This is a genomic window from Monashia sp. HAY1-5C (genome assembly GCF_056755255.1).
The window spans coordinates 1-18,668 of sequence record NZ_JBPGXG010000093.1 but is presented as its reverse complement, the minus strand read 5'-3'; the positions used below and the strand labels follow the sequence as shown (position 1 = coordinate 18,668).

General features: G+C 72.9%; 17 protein-coding genes. 7 read left to right on the top strand and 10 right to left on the bottom strand.

Annotated features, from left to right (window positions below):
• Nucleotides 1–102 precede the first annotated feature (102 nt).
• Nucleotides 103–1,326, top strand: coding sequence for a C39 family peptidase (locus ACR9ZK_RS14450; RefSeq protein ID WP_481342638.1), 1,224 nt, complete (start codon nt 103–105; stop codon nt 1,324–1,326).
• Nucleotides 1,327–1,382: 56 nt separating this feature from the next.
• On the opposite strand, the gene ACR9ZK_RS14445 is transcribed toward ACR9ZK_RS14450, so the two are convergent.
• On the bottom strand, nt 1,383–2,192 hold the full coding sequence (locus tag ACR9ZK_RS14445; protein ID WP_481342637.1) for a VOC family protein: 810 nt from the start codon (nt 2,190–2,192) through the stop codon (nt 1,383–1,385).
• A gap of 31 nt (nt 2,193–2,223) precedes the next feature.
• On the opposite strand from ACR9ZK_RS14445, the gene ACR9ZK_RS14440 reads away from it, so the two are divergent.
• Both ACR9ZK_RS14440 and dxs read left to right on the top strand, forming a co-directional pair.
• Nucleotides 2,224–2,592, top strand: a complete 369-nt coding sequence (locus tag ACR9ZK_RS14440) for a hypothetical protein (RefSeq protein WP_481342636.1) — start codon at nt 2,224–2,226, stop codon at nt 2,590–2,592.
• Nucleotides 2,593–2,747: 155 nt separating this feature from the next.
• Nucleotides 2,748–4,616 (top strand): 1-deoxy-D-xylulose-5-phosphate synthase, encoded by a 1,869-nt coding sequence (gene dxs, locus ACR9ZK_RS14435; RefSeq protein WP_481342635.1) that lies wholly within the window; start codon nt 2,748–2,750, stop codon nt 4,614–4,616.
• A 137-nt stretch (nt 4,617–4,753) separates the two neighbouring features.
• On the opposite strand, the gene ACR9ZK_RS14430 is transcribed toward dxs, so the two are convergent.
• A complete protein-coding gene (locus tag ACR9ZK_RS14430; protein ID WP_481342634.1) occupies nt 4,754–6,709 on the bottom strand; it encodes a helix-turn-helix domain-containing protein in 1,956 nt (651 codons plus the stop codon).
• Nucleotides 6,710–6,744: 35 nt separating this feature from the next.
• Nucleotides 6,745–7,593 carry a 3-hydroxybutyrate dehydrogenase gene (locus tag ACR9ZK_RS14425; RefSeq protein ID WP_481342633.1) on the bottom strand — a complete coding sequence of 283 codons (849 nt, stop codon included), beginning with the start codon at nt 7,591–7,593 and terminating at the stop codon, nt 6,745–6,747.
• A 244-nt stretch (nt 7,594–7,837) separates the two neighbouring features.
• On the opposite strand from ACR9ZK_RS14425, the gene ACR9ZK_RS14420 reads away from it, so the two are divergent.
• The 3 genes from ACR9ZK_RS14420 to ACR9ZK_RS14410 are packed head-to-tail and all read left to right on the top strand — an operon-like array spanning nt 7,838 to nt 9,758.
• Entirely contained in the window at nt 7,838–8,011 is a 174-nt protein-coding gene (locus tag ACR9ZK_RS14420) for a hypothetical protein (protein WP_481342632.1), read from the top strand.
• Nucleotides 8,008–8,808 (top strand): cytochrome b N-terminal domain-containing protein, encoded by an 801-nt coding sequence (locus ACR9ZK_RS14415; RefSeq protein WP_481342631.1) that lies wholly within the window; start codon nt 8,008–8,010, stop codon nt 8,806–8,808. The genes ACR9ZK_RS14420 and ACR9ZK_RS14415 overlap by 4 nt, the downstream gene beginning before the upstream one ends.
• Complete coding sequence (locus ACR9ZK_RS14410; RefSeq protein WP_481342630.1) at nt 8,805–9,758, top strand: hypothetical protein; 954 nt, start codon at nt 8,805–8,807, stop codon at nt 9,756–9,758. The genes ACR9ZK_RS14415 and ACR9ZK_RS14410 overlap by 4 nt, the downstream gene beginning before the upstream one ends.
• Before the next feature lie 84 nt (nt 9,759–9,842).
• On the opposite strand, the gene ACR9ZK_RS14405 is transcribed toward ACR9ZK_RS14410, so the two are convergent.
• From ACR9ZK_RS14405 to ACR9ZK_RS14390, 4 genes are all read right to left on the bottom strand, one after another.
• The gene (locus ACR9ZK_RS14405) at nt 9,843–10,865 is read right to left on the bottom strand and encodes an NHL repeat-containing protein (protein ID WP_481342629.1); all 1,023 of its coding nucleotides are present in this window, start codon (nt 10,863–10,865) and stop codon (nt 9,843–9,845) included.
• A gap of 277 nt (nt 10,866–11,142) precedes the next feature.
• On the bottom strand, nt 11,143–12,672 hold the full coding sequence (locus ACR9ZK_RS14400; protein ID WP_481342628.1) for a helix-turn-helix domain-containing protein: 1,530 nt from the start codon (nt 12,670–12,672) through the stop codon (nt 11,143–11,145).
• A gap of 99 nt (nt 12,673–12,771) precedes the next feature.
• On the bottom strand, nt 12,772–13,647 hold the full coding sequence (locus ACR9ZK_RS14395; RefSeq protein WP_481342627.1) for an SDR family oxidoreductase: 876 nt from the start codon (nt 13,645–13,647) through the stop codon (nt 12,772–12,774).
• Nucleotides 13,644–14,069 carry a nuclear transport factor 2 family protein gene (locus tag ACR9ZK_RS14390; RefSeq protein ID WP_481342626.1) on the bottom strand — a complete coding sequence of 142 codons (426 nt, stop codon included), beginning with the start codon at nt 14,067–14,069 and terminating at the stop codon, nt 13,644–13,646. The genes ACR9ZK_RS14395 and ACR9ZK_RS14390 overlap by 4 nt, the downstream gene beginning before the upstream one ends.
• Before the next feature lie 56 nt (nt 14,070–14,125).
• On the opposite strand from ACR9ZK_RS14390, the gene ACR9ZK_RS14385 reads away from it, so the two are divergent.
• Nucleotides 14,126–14,782 carry a TetR/AcrR family transcriptional regulator gene (locus tag ACR9ZK_RS14385; protein ID WP_481342625.1) on the top strand — a complete coding sequence of 219 codons (657 nt, stop codon included), beginning with the start codon at nt 14,126–14,128 and terminating at the stop codon, nt 14,780–14,782.
• 69 nt (nt 14,783–14,851) lie between these two features.
• Here ACR9ZK_RS14385 and ACR9ZK_RS14380 read toward each other — a convergent pair whose 3' ends face one another.
• The 3 genes from ACR9ZK_RS14380 to ACR9ZK_RS14370 form a co-directional block, all read right to left on the bottom strand.
• Nucleotides 14,852–16,972: a 3-hydroxyacyl-CoA dehydrogenase NAD-binding domain-containing protein gene (locus ACR9ZK_RS14380; RefSeq protein ID WP_481342639.1), complete on the bottom strand. Its 2,121-nt coding sequence runs from the start codon at nt 16,970–16,972 to the stop codon at nt 14,852–14,854.
• A 5-nt stretch (nt 16,973–16,977) separates the two neighbouring features.
• Nucleotides 16,978–18,207, bottom strand: a complete 1,230-nt coding sequence (locus tag ACR9ZK_RS14375; RefSeq protein ID WP_481342624.1) for a thiolase family protein — start codon at nt 18,205–18,207, stop codon at nt 16,978–16,980.
• 103 nt (nt 18,208–18,310) lie between these two features.
• Nucleotides 18,311–18,616, bottom strand: a complete 306-nt coding sequence (locus ACR9ZK_RS14370) for a hypothetical protein (RefSeq protein WP_481342623.1) — start codon at nt 18,614–18,616, stop codon at nt 18,311–18,313.
• Nucleotides 18,617–18,668 lie beyond the last annotated feature (52 nt).

The window sequence follows — 18,668 nt, the reverse complement described above, 5'->3', positions numbered from 1 at the left end:
TCCGTCGTCGGCAGCGTCAGATGTGTATAAGAGACAGCCACCGTCCCTCGGTGGCCGGGCCCCGACGCGTCACCGGCGTTCCGGTGGTGGCATGCTCGACGGGTGAGCGACCGACACGCGTCCCTGACCCTGTGGGAGTCCGGGTTCCGGTGGGCCCGTGCTCCGCACGTCGCCTACCGCGACGTGCACGTCGCCGATGCCGCCGTCGTCACCTATGCCGCCAGCGTCTGGGAGTCGCCCGTCGTCGAGCTTCCTTTCCCCGCAAGGGAGCTCATTCCGTCGTGGAACGCGCGGACGCCCGCAGGCACGTGGCTGCACGTCGAGGGCCGCGTCGGTGACGCCGCCGGATGGACGCCGTGGGTCACCTTCGCCCGGTGGGCCGAGGACGACCCGGACGGGCAGGCACCGATGACACGCACGACGGTGCGCGGCCAGCAGCTCGACGCGGGCGCCGTCGCCGCCGACACGTGGCGCTCGGCGCCGGGGCGCGCCTTCGAGCGGTGGCAGCTGCGGCTCACGGCCCTCGCCACCGCCGAGGCCCTCGAGGCCGACGAGGCCGCCGACGCCCTCGAGGGCGTCGAGGCGGCTCGGGTCGGCGTCCCGTCGGGGACGCCTGTCGGGGGCGTCACGGTGTCGCTGGCCGGGGCCGTGGCCTCGCGCTTCGCCATCGCGGCGGACGCTCCGACGAGCCGCCCCGGCGCCGCCCGTGGCCAGGAGGTCCCGGTGCCCCCGTACTCCCAGCGGCTGCACCTCGACACGTTCCCGCACTGGGACGAGGGCGGCCAGTCCTGGTGCTCGCCCACGTCGACGACCATGCTCCTCGAGCACTGGGGGTCGGGGCCCAGCGCCGAGGAGGCCGCCTGGGTGGGCCATGACGTCGATCCCGTCGTCGTCCACGGGGTGCGCCGGGTCTTCGACCGCTCGTACGGCGGAGCCGGAAACTGGGCCTTCAACACGGCGTACGCGGGGACCCGCGGCCTTCGGGCCTACGTGACGCGGCTGCGGGACCTCAGCGAGGCCGAGGCGTTCGTCGCGGCGGGCGTGCCGCTCGTCGTCTCGGTGACCTTCCGCGAGGGCGAGCTCGATGGTGCCGGCTACGAGACGAGCGGTCACCTCCTCACCGTGGTCGGGTTCACCGAGGGCGGCGACGTCGTGTCGAACGACCCGAACTCCCACCGCGTCGCGCGCAACGACGAGGTGCGCACCGTGTACCGGCGCGACCAGTTCGAGCGGGCCTGGCTCGGCACGAACGGTGGCCTGGCCTACGTCATCCACCCCCACGGCGTCGCCCTGCCGACGCCGCCCGCCGAGGCGAACTGGGCCTGAGAGCACGTGCCGCCGTCGGCCGCACCCGGGGAGACCGACGCCCGGGCGGATAGCGCTCAGGCGCCGTGCGGGTCGCGGTCGGTGACGCAGTAGCGCGAGCCACCGGGGTCGCGCAGCACGGTCCACCCGCCGCCGGGGTCACCGAGGACCTCCGCGCCGAGCGACACGTGGCGCGCGACCTCGGCCGTACGGTCGTCGCAGGCCAGGTCCAGGTGCGCGGTCACGGCATGGCCGTCCGCCCCGCCCGCCGTGCCGTGCGTCCGGTCGTCGGCGACGGTGTCGAGACGCTGGAGCAGGAACCGGATCGGCATCCCAGCCGGGCGCTCGAGGTGGTGGAACTCCGGCCGGCCGGCGGACCGACGGAGCCGCCAGCCGGTCAGCTCCGACCAGTACCGGCACTCGGCCTCGTGCGCGTCGGGCGGGATGTCGAGGCACACCTGGTCGACGATGCTCTCGTGCCCGCGCGGCCACCGGACCGCCGTGGGACGCACGTGCTCGCCGGCCGGCACGAGGCAGTGGACGAAGCCGCCGGGGGAGGCGAGCACGACGTAGCCGTGGGGCGACCGGTGCAGGAGCGTGGCCCCGACAGCGACCGCACGGCGGGCGGCCACCGAGGGGGAGTCCACGTGCAGGTCCACGTGCAGCGACGGGCCGGTGGCGCTGGCCCCGCCGGTGCCGGTCCGCTGCACGGCGAGGTACGGGTCGCCGTCCTCGGGCAGCAGGCTGACGAACTCGCCCTCGACCCCGCGCGCCGTCGACACCGCGGACGCCGAGACCGCCGACCAGAACCGGACGACCGCGTCGTGCACCGCCGGTGGCACGTCGAGGAACGCGGTGACCCACGAGACCGCCCACGGTGTCGTCATGCCCCGAGCGTAGGCGAGGCAGACTGGGGACATGTCCGCCCACACCCCGCCCGGCTGGCCCCCGGGCGTGCCGCCGGCCCAGGCCCCCGGCTGGCAGGAGCGGGCCGTGCTGTGGCTGCTCGACCAGTGCCCACCGGACTACCGCTCCTACGGTGGCTGGCGCCGCCACCCGGTCGCGCTCGCGTGGATCACGTGCCGACACCTCGAGGGGCAGGTGAGCGCGACGCGCGACGCGTGGCGCGAGGCCCGCGTCGCTCTCGGACCACACGTGCCCGCCGAGGCCCTCGCGGAGATCCTGTCCGAGATCGAGGCCGAGGGCATCCGGCTGGTCGCAGCCACCCGGTCCGCCCGCCTGCTCCACGAGGCGCTGCAGGGCAAGGTCTTCGCACCCCGGCTCTGACGGTGACCGCTGCGTGAGGATGATGTGAGGGTCGCGTGCCGGCCCGCCTGCACGTTTTCGCGTGCTCGGTCGTTGCACCTAGACTCGATCGACGCGCATGCCCGACGTGTCGAGAATCCGACGACGCGGCACCGACTTCGAGAGGACGACCCAGCGTGGCCCTGCTGGAGACAATCACGAGCCCGGCGGACCTCAGGGCGCTGCCGGCCGAGCGGCTGCCGGCGCTGGCCGAGGAGATCCGTACCTTCCTCGTGACCGAGGTCTCCAAGACCGGTGGACACCTCGGTCCGAACCTCGGCGTCGTCGAGCTGACCATCGCCCTGCACCGCGTCTTCGACTCGCCGCGGGACGCCGTCGTCTTCGACACGGGTCACCAGTCGTACGTGCACAAGCTGCTCACCGGGCGGCGCGACTTCAGCAAGCTCAAGAAGCAGGGCGGCCTCTCGGGCTACCCCAGCCGCGCCGAGTCCGAGCACGACGTCGTCGAGAACTCCCACGCCTCCACGGCGCTGTCGTGGGCCGACGGCATCGCCAAGGGGCGCCGCCTGCGCGGTGAGAAGGGTCGGCACACCGTGGCCGTCATCGGTGACGGCGCCCTGACCGGCGGCATGGCCTGGGAGGCGATCAACAACATCGCCGTCGACAAGGACCTGCCGCTCGTCATCGTCGTCAACGACAACGAGCGCTCCTACGCGCCCACCATCGGGGGCCTGGCCGACCACCTGGCGACGCTGCGCACGACGCGCGGCTACGAGCGCTTCCTCGACTGGGGCAAGCGCTCCCTGGCGCGCACACCCGTCGTCGGTGGCGCGATGTTCGAGACGCTGCACGGCGTCAAGAAGGGCATCAAGGACATCGTCGCGCCGCAGGGGATGTTCGAGGACCTCGGCCTGAAGTACCTCGGGCCCGTCGACGGCCATGACGAGCCGGCCGTGGAGCGCGCGCTGCGCAAGGCGCGCGACTTCGGCGGTCCGGTCCTCGTCCACGTCATCACCCAGAAGGGTCGCGGGTACCAGCCGGCCCTCGACGACGTCGCCGACCACATGCACGGCATCGGCAAGATCAACCCCGAGACCGGCCTGCCCTTCGAGGTCTCCGGCCGCATCTGGACCGACGAGTTCAACGACGAGATGGTCGCCGTCGGGGCCGAGCGCCCCGACGTCGTGGCGATCACCGCCGCCATGCTCATCCCCGTCGGCCTCGACGGCTTCGCGGCCGCCTACCCCGACCGCGTCTTCGACGTCGGCATCGCCGAGCAGCACGCCGTGACGATGGCCTCGGGGCTGGCCTACTCCGGCCTGCACCCGGTCGTCGCCGTCTACGCCACCTTCCTCAACCGGGCCTTCGACCAGCTGCTCATGGACTGCGCCCTCCACCGGGCGGGAGTGACCTTCGTCCTCGACCGGGCCGGCGTCACCGGCAGCGACGGTGCCTCGCACAACGGCATGTGGGACATGACCCTGACCTCGGTCGTGCCGGGCCTGCGCCTCGCGGCCCCCCGTGACGGCGAGCAGGTGCGACGCCAGCTGCGCGAGGCGCTCGACGTGTCCGACGGTCCGACCGTCATCCGTTTCCCCAAGGGCGACGTCGGCGACCCGCTCACGGCCGAGCGCACGATCGGCGACGTCGACGTGCTCTTCGAGAACGCCGGCGAGGCCGTGGACCTGCTCGTCGTCGGGGTCGGTGCCTTCGCCGGGCTCGCCGGCGAGGTGGGGGAGAAGATCGCCGCCCACGGGCGCACGGTCCGCGTCGTCGACCCCCGCTGGGTGCTGCCGGTCAGCGACACCGTCGTCGAGCTGGCCCGGCGGGCCGGCACGGTCGCGGTCGTCGAGGACAACCTCGTCAGCGGCGGCGTCGGTGCGGCGGTGACCCTGGCCCTGCGCGAGGCGGGGCTCGACGTGCCGGTGCGCACGTACGGCATCCCGAAACGGTTCCTCGACCACGGCTCGCGCGGGCAGGTGCTCGAGGAGCTCGGCCTGACCGCCGACCAGGTCGTCGCCGACCTCGAGCCCCGGCTGGCCTGACGCCGGAAGGCCGCCCCTCGGTCGAGGTGATACCTCGCGCCGGCGCGCGACGCCGCACCTCCATCCGACGCGACCGGCCCCGGGTCGAGGTGATACCGCGCGCCGGAGCGCGACGATCCACCTCGACCGCGCGGGCCTCAGCCGGGGGACTGGAGCGCTCGCAGCCGCAGCGCCAGCTGCAGCTCGAGGGCGTGGTCCGGCTGCTGCCACGACGCCCCCAGCAGTGCCCCGATGCGCTCGAGCCGCTGCGACACCGTGTTGACGTGGACGTGCAGCGTGCCGGCGGCGTGACGGGGGCTGCCACCGGCGGCGAAGTATGCGGCCAGCGTGCCGAGCAGGTCGGTGCCGCGCCGCTCGTCGTAGTCGATGACCGGGCCGAGCAGCCGGTGCACGTAGTCGTCGACGTCCGGTGCCGAGCCGACGATGAGGCCGGCGAAGCCGAGCTGCGTCGCCGCGGCGCCCTGGCCCCGGTGCCCGAGAGCGATGAGCGCACCGACAGTACGAGCGCCCTCCTCGTGGGCAGTGGGGATGGCGTCGACGCCCTCGAGCGGCCCGACGCCGGCCACGGTGACGCAGGTGCGCCGCCCGATGCGGGCCGCCACGGCACGGGCCAGACCGTCGGCATCGGTGCCGGGCACGAGGGCGACGACGTCGCCGTCGTGCGAGCCCACGAGCGCGCTTTCGTCGGTGGCCGCGCTCGCCGAGATGAGCAGGGCGCGGTGGCCGTGCGGGTCCTCGCCCCGCAGGACGAGCAGGCAGAACGGACGGTTCGGGTCCAGGCCGGCCGCGCGGGCCAGCTGGAGTCGCTCGTCGTGGCTGCCCCGGGCGCTGACGAGGTCCGAGACGAGACGGTTGCGTGCCGACTGGCGCGCGTCGGCGGCCTGCCGCTCGAAGAGCAGGACGAGCGCCGTGACGACGCCGGCGCGTTCGACGGTCCGCTGCTCGGACTCGCTCAGCCGTCCGAGGCCGCCGACGACGAGGGTCCCGAGCCGTTCGCGCGCTGCCGTGACGGGCAGGACGTACATGCCCTCGCGCTCGACGAGGCGCCCGGTGCCCTGGCCCGGGACGCTGGACAGGAGGTCCTCGAGGAGGCCGACGCGCCCCGACCCCGGCTCCGGCGCCGGGCCGGCGGTCCCGATGCGGGCGCCGTCCTCGTCGACGAGCACGGCCCAGCCACCGAGGAGGTCGCACAGGGCCCGGGCGACGTCGTCGACGCCGCCACCACCGAGCACGAGGGAGGCGAACCGGTCGTGCGCGGCCGCCGCGCGCTCGATCCCCTCGGCGTACCGGCGCACCGTCTCGTGCGCCTCCGACAGCTGCGCCAGGGCGTTCTCGGCGTCGGCGAGGGCACGGGTCTGCACGAGAGTGACCGCGGCGAGCGTGGCGAGGTTGCCGAGGAGCGCGACCTCCTCGCGGGTGAAGGGCCGGGACGAGCGGTTGGCGGCGAACAGCACCCCGACGAAGTGGGACTCGACGATGAGCGGGGTGCCGCAGATCGCGATGATGCCCTCTTCGCCGACGGCACCGTCGATCGCGGCCGTGTGGCGGAACCTCTCGTCGGACCAGTAGTCGGCCGTCCAGTACGGCTTGTGCGTCGATGCCACGAGCCCGCCGAGGCCCGCACCGAGGGCGAGGCGCACCGACTGGAACGCCGCGGACACCGACCCGTCCGTCGCGCGCATGAAGGTGTCGCCCGCCTCCGGGTCGTAGAGCGTCAGGTACGCGAGGTCCGTGCCCACGAGCCGGCGGGCGCGCCGCACGATCGCGTCGAGCACCTGCGCAGGGTCGTGCTCGGTGGCCAGCTCACGGGCGGTGTCGAGCAGGGCGGCGAGGCCGGCCTCGCGGTGCAGGTGCACCTCGCGGGAGGCGGTGATGCGCAGCGCGAGGTCGCGGGCGCCGGCCGGGGCGGGAGCCGCCGCGACCTCCGCGACCGGCGCGTCGGTCGCGAGCAGCTCGAGCAGCCGCATCAGCCGCCCGGCCTCCGACCCGTCGTCCGGGACCGCCGAGAGGACCTGGGGGAGGTCGTGCTGGAGGTCGCGTCCGAGCTCCTCGGGGACGTCCTCGGACGCGTCGGCAGGGCTGTGCGTGGCCACGGGCAGATCCTAGGCTTCGTCGGGAGGCCGGACCCTCAGTGCGCCGTCCAGCCGCCGTCCATGGAGAACGACGTGCCGTTGACCGACGCCGAGGCCGGCCCGCAGAGGAACAGGGCGAGGGCGGCGACCTCCTCGGGCTCGACGAGGCGCTTGACCGCGACCGGCTCGAGCATGACCTTCGCGACGACCTCCGACTCGGGGATCCCGTGCGTGCGGGCCTGGTCAGCGATCTGCTTCTCCACCAAGGGAGTCCGCACGTACGCCGGGTTGATGCACGTCGAGGTGACCCCCCGCGGCCCACCCTCGAGGGCCACGACCTTGGACAGGCCCTCGAGCCCGTGCTTGGCGGTGACGTAGGCGCACTTGAAGGCGCTGGCCCGCAGCCCGTGCACGCTCGAGACGTTGACGACGCGGCCCCAGCCCTGGGCGTACATGTGCGGCAGGGACTGGCGGATGAGGCGGAACGGCGAGACGAGCATGAGGTCGAGGATGAGGTCGAAGCGCTCGAGCGGGAACTCCTCCACCGGGCTGACGTGCTGGATGCCGGCGTTGTTGACGAGGATGTCGACGTCGGTGGGCAGGCTCGCGAGGCCGTCGAGGTCGGCGAGGTCCGCCATCACGGGAATGATGGCGCCCCCGTCAGCACCGTCGCTGCGGTCGGAGCCGTCCGCCAGGGTGCGCACGCCGTCCCCGTCCCGGTCGACGGCGTGGACGGTGGCGCCCGCAGCGGCGAGAGCCCGCGCGACGCTTGCGCCGATGCCGCTCGCGGCGCCGGTGACCAGCGCCGTGCGCCCGCTCAGGTCGATCGGTTCGTTGACCGCCCGCCGGCCTGGGCCGGGGCGGTCGGGTGCTGGGTCGCGTGCGTCGTCGCGGGCGCCGGGCATGCGGGAAGGCTAGGGAGCCGACTGCTCGGCACCTGTGTGGTCCCAGGACACAAAACGCGCGAAGTGGTGTGGAGGGCGCGGTGGGCGTCGAACCGACTGGCCCTCCATCGGGGCGTGGCTGTGAGGAGGCTGCAAATGTGCCGATGCACCCGCCGGCCGCCGGTGTCGGACCTACTCTGACAAGACGTAGTAGATCGACTGGTGCAGGGGCGACTCACAGTTCCTTCCGTCCAGGAGGTCTTCGATGTCCACCGTGTTCTTCACAGCAGGAGAGCCGACGCCCGCAGGTGCTGTCGTCCAGTGGGGCTTCATCACCGTCACGGTCGCCAACCTCGTCACGATCCTCGTGATGCTCCTCGTCTTCGTCCTTGCGGTCCTCCTGCCCTTCCCGGGCTCGCAGGGGGAGGACGACCGATGAGCTCTCGGGCAGCACCGTCGAGCCCCGCACCGAACCCCGCGGCGGGTGCCCGCACCACGTGGACGGGCAGGCTGAGCGGGTGGATCGAGGGGCTCGTCCCCAAGGGGCAGTGGCTGCCCGACCGCCAGCCGGCATACGTGGCCTCGTGGGTGTACGTCTTCGGCGTCGCCTGCCTGGCAAGCCTCGTCGTCGTCATCGCGTCGGGTCTGGTGCTCACGCTCGGCGGTCTGACGTGGTGGCACTCGAGCTCCGTGGGACGGTTCATCAACTCCATGCACCTGTGGAGCGTCGAGCTGTTCTTCGCGACGATGGTGATCCACCTGTGGGGCAAGTTCTTCATGGCCGCGTGGCGCGGCCACCGTGGCCTCACGTGGGCCACCGGCGCCCTGGCCTTCTTCGGTTCGCTGGGCACCGCCTTCACCGGCTACCTGATCCAGACCAACTTCGACTCCCAGTGGATCAGCACCCAGGCCAAGGACGGGCTCAACGCCGCCGGCATCGGCGCCTACTTCAACGTCATGAACGTGGGGCAGATGGTGCTGTGGCACGTCTCGCTCCTGCCGCTCGTCGTCGGGGTCATCGTCGGCCTCCACCTGCTCCTGGTTCGGCGCCGTGGCGTGGTGCCGCCCATCGGCGCCGAGGCACCCGCCGAGGCACCCGCCGAGGTCGTGCAGCCGGAGTCGCCGCTGCCCTCGGCACCGCCTGGGAGCTCGGCACCCACGGGCCCCGCTCCCACGTCCGCCCCTGAGGACAGCCGCCCGCAGCGCACTCGCACGGGAACGGGGGTCAGGCCATGACCGCCGTACGCGTTCCCCGGAGCCAGCGACGGAGCGCCACGTGGGCGCCCGACTCGCACGACTTCCCGACCCGGCGCTACGACCTCGTCAAGGAGTTCGTCATCGCGCTGGGCGTCATACTCGTGCTGACCCTCGTCGCGGCCATCGTCTTCTCCTCACCCGACGACCCGGCGATCTCGCTGCAGCAGTGGGCCCAGCAGGCGCCGAACGACGTGGTGGCCACGGCAACCGGCGAGCTGGCCGGCACCACGACCTCAGCCGGCTACGGGCCGCCCTACAACACCGCGGCCGACGGCCAGACCCTCGGCCCGGTCAACCTGCAGAAGCTCCCCGGCGTCACGGAGCCGGTCGACTCCGCCAACGACTTCGTCATCACCCCCTTGCGCACGCTCTCGTCGCAGCCGCTCGTGGCAGCGGCCCTGCGTCGATGGTCGGCCGCGACGCCGGACCAGCAGACGAAGTGGGCGCAGGCCTACTCCGACGCCCTGGGCAAGGCGCCCGACGGCGACCCGGCCAAGGTGGCGACCGGTGACTACGGCCCGGTGCCGGTCCTGGCGCAGGGGGTGCTGGCGCTCGCATCCAGCGGTGCGCTGGAGGGCCTGCTGACGTCGAGGACCAGCTTCTTCGGCGTCAACAGCACCAAGCCGCTGCTCCTGCTGGCCGACGGTTCGCACCTCGAGGACCAGGCCCGCGCCCAGAACCTCGGCGGCGACCAGTGGGGGATCATGAACGAGACCGGCAACTATCCCGGCCAGCCGTGGCTGTGGCTCTACACCCTCTGGTACCAGGTGCCCCCGTTCTCGACGTCCGACAACGCCGACGTGCAGGTGTGGGCGCTGATGATCCTGCTCAGCATCGGGTTCGTCTGTATCCCGTGGATCCCGGGACTGCGGACCCTGCCGAAGCATCTCGGGGTGCACAAGCTCATCTGGAGGCAGTATCGGCGTTAGGCAGCGCCGACGCCTTCAGGCCGCGCCCTTCAGCCGGACGCCTGCAGCCAGGCGTCGGGCTGAAGGAGCGTCGGGCCGGAGTCGTCAGGCGGGCGTCATCCGGAGGATGACCCGGGCCTGGTCGTCGGCGACGTAGAGGGTGCCCGAGGGCGTGACGAGCAGGCCCTGGGGCTCGATGAGGCCGCTGCTCACGAGGACGGTCGAGGGGCCCCCACCACCGGGCCAGCGCAGCACGTCGTGGCGGGTGTGCCGCACGTCGGTCACGAGCAGGTTGCCAGCGGCGTCGAAGGCGACGTCGTCCGGCATGACGGCCTCCGCTGCGCGGACCCGCGAGCCCCCCGGACCCAGCCGCCAGACTCCACCGCCGCACTCGTCGGCGACGTAGACGTCCCCGTCCGGACCGACGGCGGCGCCGACGGGGTGGACGAACGCGCTCGCGAGGACGGTCCGCGACCGCCCGTCGGGCGAGAACCGGTAGATGGTGCCGGTCACCGGGTCGGGGACCACGAGGGTGCTGGTGGTCGCGTCCCACCCGATCCCGTCGACGCCCTGGTGGCACGTCGCCTTGACGGACGTGCCCGGCAGGGCGGCGAGGACGGTCGGCGTCGACTGGCCCGGGCGGAACTCGACGAGCCGGTTCGCGTCCTCCTCGGCCACGACCATGCTCCCGTCCGGCAGGAACACCATGCCCTCGGGGCCGGGCAGCCCTCGGTACAGGACGGTCGCCGAGCCGTCGGCATTGAGCCGGCTGATGGTGCCGAACGCGTAGTCGCTGTAGAGGAGGGCGCCCGACGGGTCGAGCACCAGGTCGTCGGGATGGTCGGCGCCCCGGTGGACGACCTGGACCCGATAGCTCGCCGGCGTCGGGGCGCTCGTGCTCGTCGAGGCGCGCGCAGAGGAGGCGGGCCGGGACGGCGTGGCCGTATGCGTGGGGCCGGCGGACGGCATACCCGAGGACGGGCTGGTCGTCGGCGGGTCGCTCGTGCTGGTCCGGGCACTGGCCGTCCCGCCCTGGGGGGCCTGCGTCGGGGCCGGGGAACCGCCCGTGCAGCCGGCGAGCACGAGCCCGAGGCCGACGACGGCGGCGAGGGACGCACGAGTCCTCATGCGTCGACGCTAGGTCGGGCACCTGTGACCCGCCGGGGAGGCGGCTGCAGGTGCCCGACGCGCTGCGTCAGAGACCGAGCTGCTCCAGCCCGACGGCAACGGCGCAGAGGGTTGCGGCAAGAGCGCTGGCGGTGCGACGCATGCTGGACTCCAGTGTCGTGAGCGGTCGGGTTGTTGACCGCTCGGCGCCGGGCCAGCCGGCGCCCGAGGCTCAAGGTAACACCGGCCCCGGAGGACGCAAGGGTTGCGCGCCGCCCGGGGCCGGCTCGTGTCCGGCTCAGATGTCGCGGAAGACCTCGATCGTCGCGCCGAGGCGGTTGAGGCGCTCGGCCAGGTCCTCGTAGCCACGGTTGATGACGTAGACGTTGCGCAGCACCGACGTGCCGGGGGCCGCGAGCATGGCCAGGAGGATGACGACGCCGGGACGCAGCGCCGGGGGGCACACGACCTCGGCCGCGCGCCACCGTGTCGGGCCCTCGACGATGACCCGGTGCGGGTCGAGCAGCTGGACGCGCCCGCCGACCTTCGTCAGCTCGGTCAGGTAGATGGCCCGGTTCTCGTAGACCCAGTCGTGGATCATCGTGCTGCCCTCGGCGACGGCCCCGATGAGCGCGAAGAACGGCAGGTTGTCGATGTTGAGGCCCGGGAAGGGCATCGGGTGGATCTTGTCGGTCGGCGCCGTGAGCGGGCCGGGGATCGTCGTCAGGTCGACCAGGCGCGTCTTGCCGTTGGCGGACGTGTACTCGGCGGAGAGGTCGTACTTCATCCCCATGCCCTCGAGCGTCGCGAGCTCGATCTCGATGAACTCGATCGGGACGCGGCGGATCATGATGGCCGAGTCGGTCACGACCGCCGCGGCGATGAGGCTCATCGCCTCGATGGGGTCCTCGCTCGGCGAGTACTCGACGTCGACGTCGATGGTGGCGCGGCCGTGGACGGTAAGGGTCGTCGTGCCGATGCCCTCGATGCGCACGCCGAGCTTCTCGAGGAAGAAGCACAGGTCCTGCACCATGTAGTTCGAGGACGCGTTGCGGATGACCGTCTCGCCCTCGTACCGCGCAGCGGCCATGAGGACGTTCTCGGTGACGGTGTCGCCACGCTCGGTCAGGACGATGGAGCGGGTCGGGTTGACCGAACGGTCCGACTCGGCCTCGTAGAAGCCGTGGGTCGCGGTCACCTCGAGGCCGAAGTACCGCAGCGCGGCCAGGTGCGGCTCGACGGTGCGCGTGCCGAGGTCGCAGCCGCCCGCGTAGGGCAGCCGGAAGCGGTCGTGCTCGTGCAGGAGCGGACCGAGGAACATGATGACGGTGCGGGTGCGGCGCGCGGCCGCGACGTCGATGCCGTCGAGGTCGAGCCGCGCGGGCGGGACGATCTCGAGGTCGTTGCTGTCGGGCAGCCAGCGGGTGCGCACGCCGATCGAGGAGAGCACCTCGAGGATCCGGTTGACCTCCTCGATGCGCGCGAGGTTGCGCAGCGTCGTGCGTCCGCGGTTCAGCAGCGAGGCGCAGAGCAGCCCGACGGCGGCGTTCTTGCTCGTCTTGACGTCGATCTCGCCGGACAGCTTCTGCCCCCCGACGATCCGCAGGTGCTGGGGACCGGAGTGCCCGAGCGAGACGAACTCCGAGTCGAGGGCGTCGCCGATCTTGGCGAGGGTGTCCAGGCTGAGGTTCTGGCGCCCCTGCTCGATGCGTGCGACGGCGCTCTGCGAGGTGCCGAGGTGCTCGGCGAGCTCGGACTGCGTCATGCCCTTGTGGCGTCGGGCGTCGCGGATGAGTCCGCCGATCCGGGTCAGGTAGGTCTGCGTCACGAGCGGCGACTCTAACTCATATATGAGATAACCGCTAAGCGACAGGCCCGGCGGGCACCGAGACGAGGTCCCGCCGGGATATGGCCAGGACGACGGGCGTCAGGACTCCTGGGCCGCCGGCGTCACCGTCCGGGCGATCGGCGTCAGCGGGAGCCACGGGTGCTCGGCGTGCCCCGGCGCGGGGTCCGCGCGCAGCGGGACGCGCTCCATGGCCAGCGTCTGGCGGGCGATCCGGGCCATGGCCGGGCGGAACGGCCGCAGGCCGGTGCCGATGGCCCAGACGACGGCGGTCGGCACGTGGGCCGGGTGCCGGCCCGGCGCCGTGACCAGTGCAGCGAGCTCGGTCTCGCTGAGGTCCTCGCCGGCAACCTCGACGACCCGCCCGCGCAGGGCCGGGTCGACAGCGGCCCGGGCCACGGCGACGGCCACGTCGTGGACCGAGACGAAGTTCACCACGTTGCGGCCCGGCCCCAGTACCTTGGGCACCCCGGACGAGCCCGCCGTCGTGCGGAACAGCTCGAGCCACATCTCGGCGAAGGCGGACGCGCGGACGATGGTCCAGTCCGGCACGGCAGGGGCAGCACCGCCGCGGAGCTCGTCCTCGGCGGCGGCCTTCATGCGGAACAGCTCGATCGGGTGCTCGCGGGCGGCGCCGATGACCGACACGAGGACGATGTCCGCACCGGTCGAGCGAGCGGCGGCGACGAGGTTGCGGTTGCCCTCCCGGTCGACGGCCGCGGGGGACTGGCCGGCGTTCGGGTCCATCCCGTGCACCGCGGAGACGACGACCTCCGAGCCGGCGACGGCCGCGTGAAGCGAGGACGGGTCACGGACGTCCGCCGTGACGAGCTCGGCGTCCGGCACGGGGACGCGGGGATCCGAGCGCGCGACGACCCGCACCGGTCGGCCCTCGGCGACGAGCCGGGCGGTGACGAGGCGGCCCAGCCTCCCGGTGCCGCCCACCACGGTGATCACGGCTGCCCGGTCCCGGCCAGGGCCGCGAAGACGGCGTCGATGCCGGGGCCGCCGGGCTCGACGGGCCCGGCGTACAGGTGCGCGCGGGTGATGCAGCCACCGGCGACCGTCGCGATGAAGACCATCCGGGTCTCGACCGGCCGGCCGTCCCGGCGGGTCCCGACCTGGGCCGCCTCGAGCCAGAAGCCGTCCTCGGTGACGGCCTGCTGCTCCACGTCGAGACGGATGTCGGGCACCGCCGTGAACATCGTCGTCCAGTTCCGGCGGACCTGGGCCGAGCCGGTGAAGGACCGGGCGGGATGGACCGGGTCGGTCAGCTCGTAGTCCTCGGCGAAGCAGTCGACGAGGCCGTCGAGGTCGTGGGCGTTGGTCGCCAGCACGAGCCGGTCGAGGACCTCGGAAGGGGTGCGGGTCGGGTCCATGCTGACCTCCAACAATTCGATACAGTTATCTGTATCTGATTGAGAGGATGCGCCTCATGTCGCCGCGAGTCAAGGGGGCGGACGACCCCGAGCCGACCCGTCGTCGCTACGACGCGTCCGCTCGTCGGGCCCGCGCTGCCGCGCGCCGGGGCGAGGTCCTGGACGTCGCCCGGCGGCGCTTCCTCGCGGACGGCTTCGGCGCCACGACCGTGGCGGCGGTGGCCGCCGAGGCGGGCGTCTCGGTGGAGAGCGTCTACAAGTGGTTCGGCTCGAAGGCGGGGCTGCTCGAGGCGGTCTGGCACCGGTCCCTCGCCGGGTCGGGGCCGACGCCCGCCGAGGCCCGCAGCGACGCCGGGTCGCGGGCCGCGTCGGACGGGAGGTCGATCATCCGGAACTGGGCCCGGCTGGCCGCCGAGGTGGGCGCGGTGGGTGACCCCGTGTACCGGCTCGTCGAGCGTTCGGCGGCCGGCGACCCCGAGGTGGCCGACCTGTACGCCCGGATCGAGCGTGAGCGAGCCGAGCGGATGACCCACAACGCGGCGTACCTCGTCGACGGCGGCTACCTGCGCGACGACGTCACCCCTGAGCAGGCCCGCGACGTCCTTCTGCTCTACACGACCTTCTACGAGCGGCTCGTGACGGACGCCGGCTGGACGCCGGAGCAGCTCAGTGCCTTCGTCGAGCGGGGCTTGACCGCGCACCTGCTGCCGTGATGCTCGAGCGGGCCGGAACCAGCCATGGCGTGGTGAGGGCGCCACGGCCGGTCCCGGCCCACAGGCCCTTCAGCGCGGGGCGTCGGCCACACCCGGTGGCAGGAACCGCGACCCCGTGACGCGCTCGGCCACGCCCGTCCGGTCGAGCAGCGGCGTGATCCCGCCGTTCCAGAACTGGAAGCCGGCGCCGGTGATCATCGCGAGGTCGAGGTCCATGGGTGACTGGGCCACCCCCTCGTCGAGCATCCGTCGCGCCTCGTCCGACAGGACCGTCAGGACCCGCTCGCGCACCTGCCCGGCGTCGAGGACGACCGGTTCGGCCGGCGTCTCGACGAGTGCCGCGGCCTCGGGGTCGAGCACCGGGCGGCCCGAGCTGAGGTCGTAGAAGCCACGCTTGCCCGCAGCGACGAGGCGCTGCAGCGTCGGGGAGGAGTAGAACCGGTCCGGGAAGGCGCGGACCAGGGTCTCGCCGTTGTGCAGCGCGATCGCCGGGCCGACGAGCCCGATGAGGACGAACGGCGGCATCGGCGCCAGACCGGCGAACGCCCGGTCGACGACCTCGATCGGCGTGCCCTCGTCGAGGATCCGGGCGGCCTCGCCCATGAACCGGCCGAGGAGCCGGTTGACGATGAACGAGGGCTGGTCCGCCGCGAGCACGCACGTCTTGCGCAGCGCCTTGCCGACGGCGAACCCCGTTGCCAGCGTTGCCGCGTCCGTCGCCTCGCCCGGGATCACCTCGAGCAGTGGCATCACCGCCACCGGGTTGAAGAAGTGCAGCCCGACGACGCGCTCGGGGTGCTCGAGCCGCGAGGCCATCTCGGCGACGGACAGGCTCGAGGTGTTCGTCGCGAGGACGCACTCGGGCGACACGACCGCCTCGACCTCGGCGAAGACCTGCTGCTTGACGGCCATCTGCTCGAACACCGCCTCGATGACGAGGTCGGCGTCGGCGAAGCCGGCCTTGTCGACGGCCCCGGTCACGAGTCCCTTGTAGCGGTTGAGGCGGTCGGGGGTGAGGCGTCCCTTGGCGGCGAGCTTGTCGAGCTCGGCGTGGACGTACCCGACGCCCTGCGAGACGCGGGCCTCGTCGACGTCGGTGAGCACGACCGGCACCTGGAGGCGCTGGACGAACAGCAGCGCCAGCTGGCTGGCCATGAGACCGGCGCCGACGACGCCGACCTTCGTGACGGGACGCGCGAGCGTCTTGTCGGGGGCACCGGCCGGGCGCTTGGCTCGACGCTGCACGAGGTCGAAGGCGTAGAGCCCGGCCCGCAGCTCGTCGCTCATGACGAGGTCTGCCAGCGCCTCGTCCTCCGCCGCGAACCCCTCGGCGCGCGAAGCGGTTCGCGCCGCGGCGAGCAGGTCGAGGGCGGCGTACGGGCTGCGGGCCCGTCGACCGGTCCGCGCGTCGGCGGTGGCGCGTGCCCTGGCGACCGCGGCCTCCCAGCGCTGCTCGTCACGGTCGACGTCCGGACGCTGCACGACGATCTCGCCACGCACGACCGACGAGGCCCACGCGAGCGACTCCTCGAGGAAGTCGGCCGGTTCGAAGAGGGCGTCGGCCAGGCCCAGCCCGTAGGCGTCGACGCCGGTGAGCATGCGGTTCTGGCTCAGCGGGTTGTCGATGACGACGGTCAGGGCCGTCTCGATGCCGACGAGGTTGGGCAGCAGCCAGCAACCGCCCCACCCGGGGACGAGCCCGAGGAAGACCTCCGGCAGGGCCACGGCCGGCACGCCGGCGCTCATGGTGCGGTACGTCGCGGACAGGGCCAGCTCGACGCCACCGCCCATGGCCGCACCGTTGACGAAGGCGAAGGTGGGCACCGGCAGGTCGGAGAACGCCGAAAACGCCGCGTGGCCCGCGCGGGCGATCTCGAGTGCCTGCTCGCGGTCGCGTACGTGGGGGATGCCGGTGAGGTCGGCGCCGACGGCGAAGACGAACGGCTTGCCGGTGACGGCGGCGGCGACGATCTCGCCGGCCCCGGCGCGCTCGCGCAGTCGTTCGACGACCGCGGTCAGCTCGGCGACTCCCTGGGGGCCGAAGGTGTTCGGCTTCGTGTGGTCGAACCCGTTGTCGAGCGTGATGAGGGCGAGGACACCCGCGCCTCCGGGCAGGCAGATGTCGCGGACCGTGGCGTGGGTGACGACCTCGTCGGCGAACTCGGTTGGGGTTGCGGGCTTCTCGGTCATGGTGGTCACGCGACCTCCTCCTGGGCGCTGGTCGGCAGGTAGTCGGTGTGGTGCGGGTTCTCCCACACGACCGCGCCGCCCATGCCGATGCCGATGCACATGGCGGTGAGGCCGTAGCGCACCTCGGGGTGGGCCTCGAACTGCCTGGCCAGCTGCGTCATGAGGCGCACGCCCGAGCTGGCGAGCGGGTGACCGGTGGCGATGGCGCCGCCGTACTCGTTGACCCGGGGGTCGTCGTCGGCGATGCCGAAGTGGTCGAGGAAGGCGAGCACCTGCACGGCGAACGCCTCGTTGAGCTCGAAGAGGCCGATGTCCTCGATCGACAGACCGGCCTTGGCGAGGGCCTTCTCGGTGGCCGGGACGGGTCCGACGCCCATGACCTCGGGCTCGACGCCGACGAAGGACCACGACACGAGGCGCATGCGCACCGGAAGGCCCAGCTCGGTCGCCGCGGCCTCGGAGGCGAGCAGGCACGCGGTCGCGCCGTCGTTGAGCCCGGCCGCGTTGCCGGCGGTGACGTTGCCGTGGGGGCGGAACGGGGTCTTCAGTCCGGCGAGGTCCTCGACGGTCGTCCCGGGGCGCGGGGGCTCGTCGGCCGTCGCCAGGCCCCATGCGTTGTCGCCGTCGCGGACCGCGACGGGCACGAGGTCGCGCTGGATGCGGCCGTCGGCGTACGCAGCGGCGAGCTTGTCCTGGCTCGCGACCGCAAAGGCGTCGACGCGGGCCCTGGTCAGGTTCGGGAAGCGGTCGTGGAGGTTCTCGGCCGTCTTACCCATGACGAGCGCATCGGGGTCGACGATCTTCTCGGCGAGGATCCGGGGGTTCGGGTCGACGCCCTCACCCATGGGGTGTCGGCCCATGTGCTCGACGCCGCCGGCGATGGCGACGTCGTAGGCCCCGAAGGCGATCGAGCTGGCGGTGTTCGTCACGGCGGTCATGGCGCCGGCGCACATCCGGTCGACGGAGTAGCCGGGCGTCGTGTTCGGCAGGCCCGCGAGCAGCGCGGCGGTGCGCCCGAGCGTCAGGCCCTGGTCGCCGATCTGCGTCGTGGCCGCGATGGCCACCTCCTCGACACGGTCCTTGGGTAGGTCGGGGTTGCGGCGCAGGAGCTCGCGGACGCACTTGATGACGAGGTCGTCGGCACGGGTGTGGGCGTACATGCCCTTCTCACCGGCCTTGCCGAACGGCGTGCGCACGCCGTCGACGAAGACGACCTCCTGGAGCTGACGGGGCACGAGGCCTCCTCCGGTCGTGGACAGGGGATGGGCGGTGCGAGACCGCCCCCTCGATCCTACTGCCGGGTAACATCTCCGTCCGGGGCGGGCGGCGTGAGCCACCTCACCGTGGGTGCTCCGCGCACGCCACCGCGACGAGGGGAGCCGCGATGCGGGTCTGCCAGTGCCGGGCGCCCATTCCCTCGAGGGCCTCGGCGATCTCGGCGGTCTGCGGCGCCGGCGGTCCCTCCCAGAGGTAGCGCCGCAGCAGGTCTGGAGTCAGCAGGTTCTCGACCGGGATGGCCAGCTCGCCGGACACGGCCGTGAGCAGCTCGCGGGCGCGGGCCAGCCGGGCGGCGGCGACGGGGTCGCGGTCCACCCAGGCCTTCGGCGGCGGGGGACCGGTCGGGGGAATGTCTCTTATACACATCTCCGAGCCCACGAGAAAGAGCTACATCTGGTAGGTGGTCTTTTGTTTTGGG

Coding starts and splice junctions, on each gene's coding strand:
- ACR9ZK_RS14415 (WP_481342631.1), top strand. CDS start 8,008: ATGAGCTCTCGGGCAGCACCGTCGAGCCCCGCACCGAACCCCGCGGCG.
- ACR9ZK_RS14425 (WP_481342633.1), bottom strand. CDS start 7,593: ATGCCCGGCGCCCGCGACGACGCACGCGACCCAGCACCCGACCGCCCC.
- ACR9ZK_RS14440 (WP_481342636.1), top strand. CDS start 2,224: ATGTCCGCCCACACCCCGCCCGGCTGGCCCCCGGGCGTGCCGCCGGCC.
- ACR9ZK_RS14445 (WP_481342637.1), bottom strand. CDS start 2,192: ATGACGACACCGTGGGCGGTCTCGTGGGTCACCGCGTTCCTCGACGTG.
- ACR9ZK_RS14410 (WP_481342630.1), top strand. CDS start 8,805: ATGACCGCCGTACGCGTTCCCCGGAGCCAGCGACGGAGCGCCACGTGG.
- ACR9ZK_RS14385 (WP_481342625.1), top strand. CDS start 14,126: ATGTCGCCGCGAGTCAAGGGGGCGGACGACCCCGAGCCGACCCGTCGT.
- ACR9ZK_RS14420 (WP_481342632.1), top strand. CDS start 7,838: ATGTCCACCGTGTTCTTCACAGCAGGAGAGCCGACGCCCGCAGGTGCT.
- ACR9ZK_RS14405 (WP_481342629.1), bottom strand. CDS start 10,865: ATGAGGACTCGTGCGTCCCTCGCCGCCGTCGTCGGCCTCGGGCTCGTG.
- ACR9ZK_RS14390 (WP_481342626.1), bottom strand. CDS start 14,069: ATGGACCCGACCCGCACCCCTTCCGAGGTCCTCGACCGGCTCGTGCTG.
- ACR9ZK_RS14380 (WP_481342639.1), bottom strand. CDS start 16,972: ATGACCGAGAAGCCCGCAACCCCAACCGAGTTCGCCGACGAGGTCGTC.
- ACR9ZK_RS14370 (WP_481342623.1), bottom strand. CDS start 18,616: ATGTGTATAAGAGACATTCCCCCGACCGGTCCCCCGCCGCCGAAGGCC.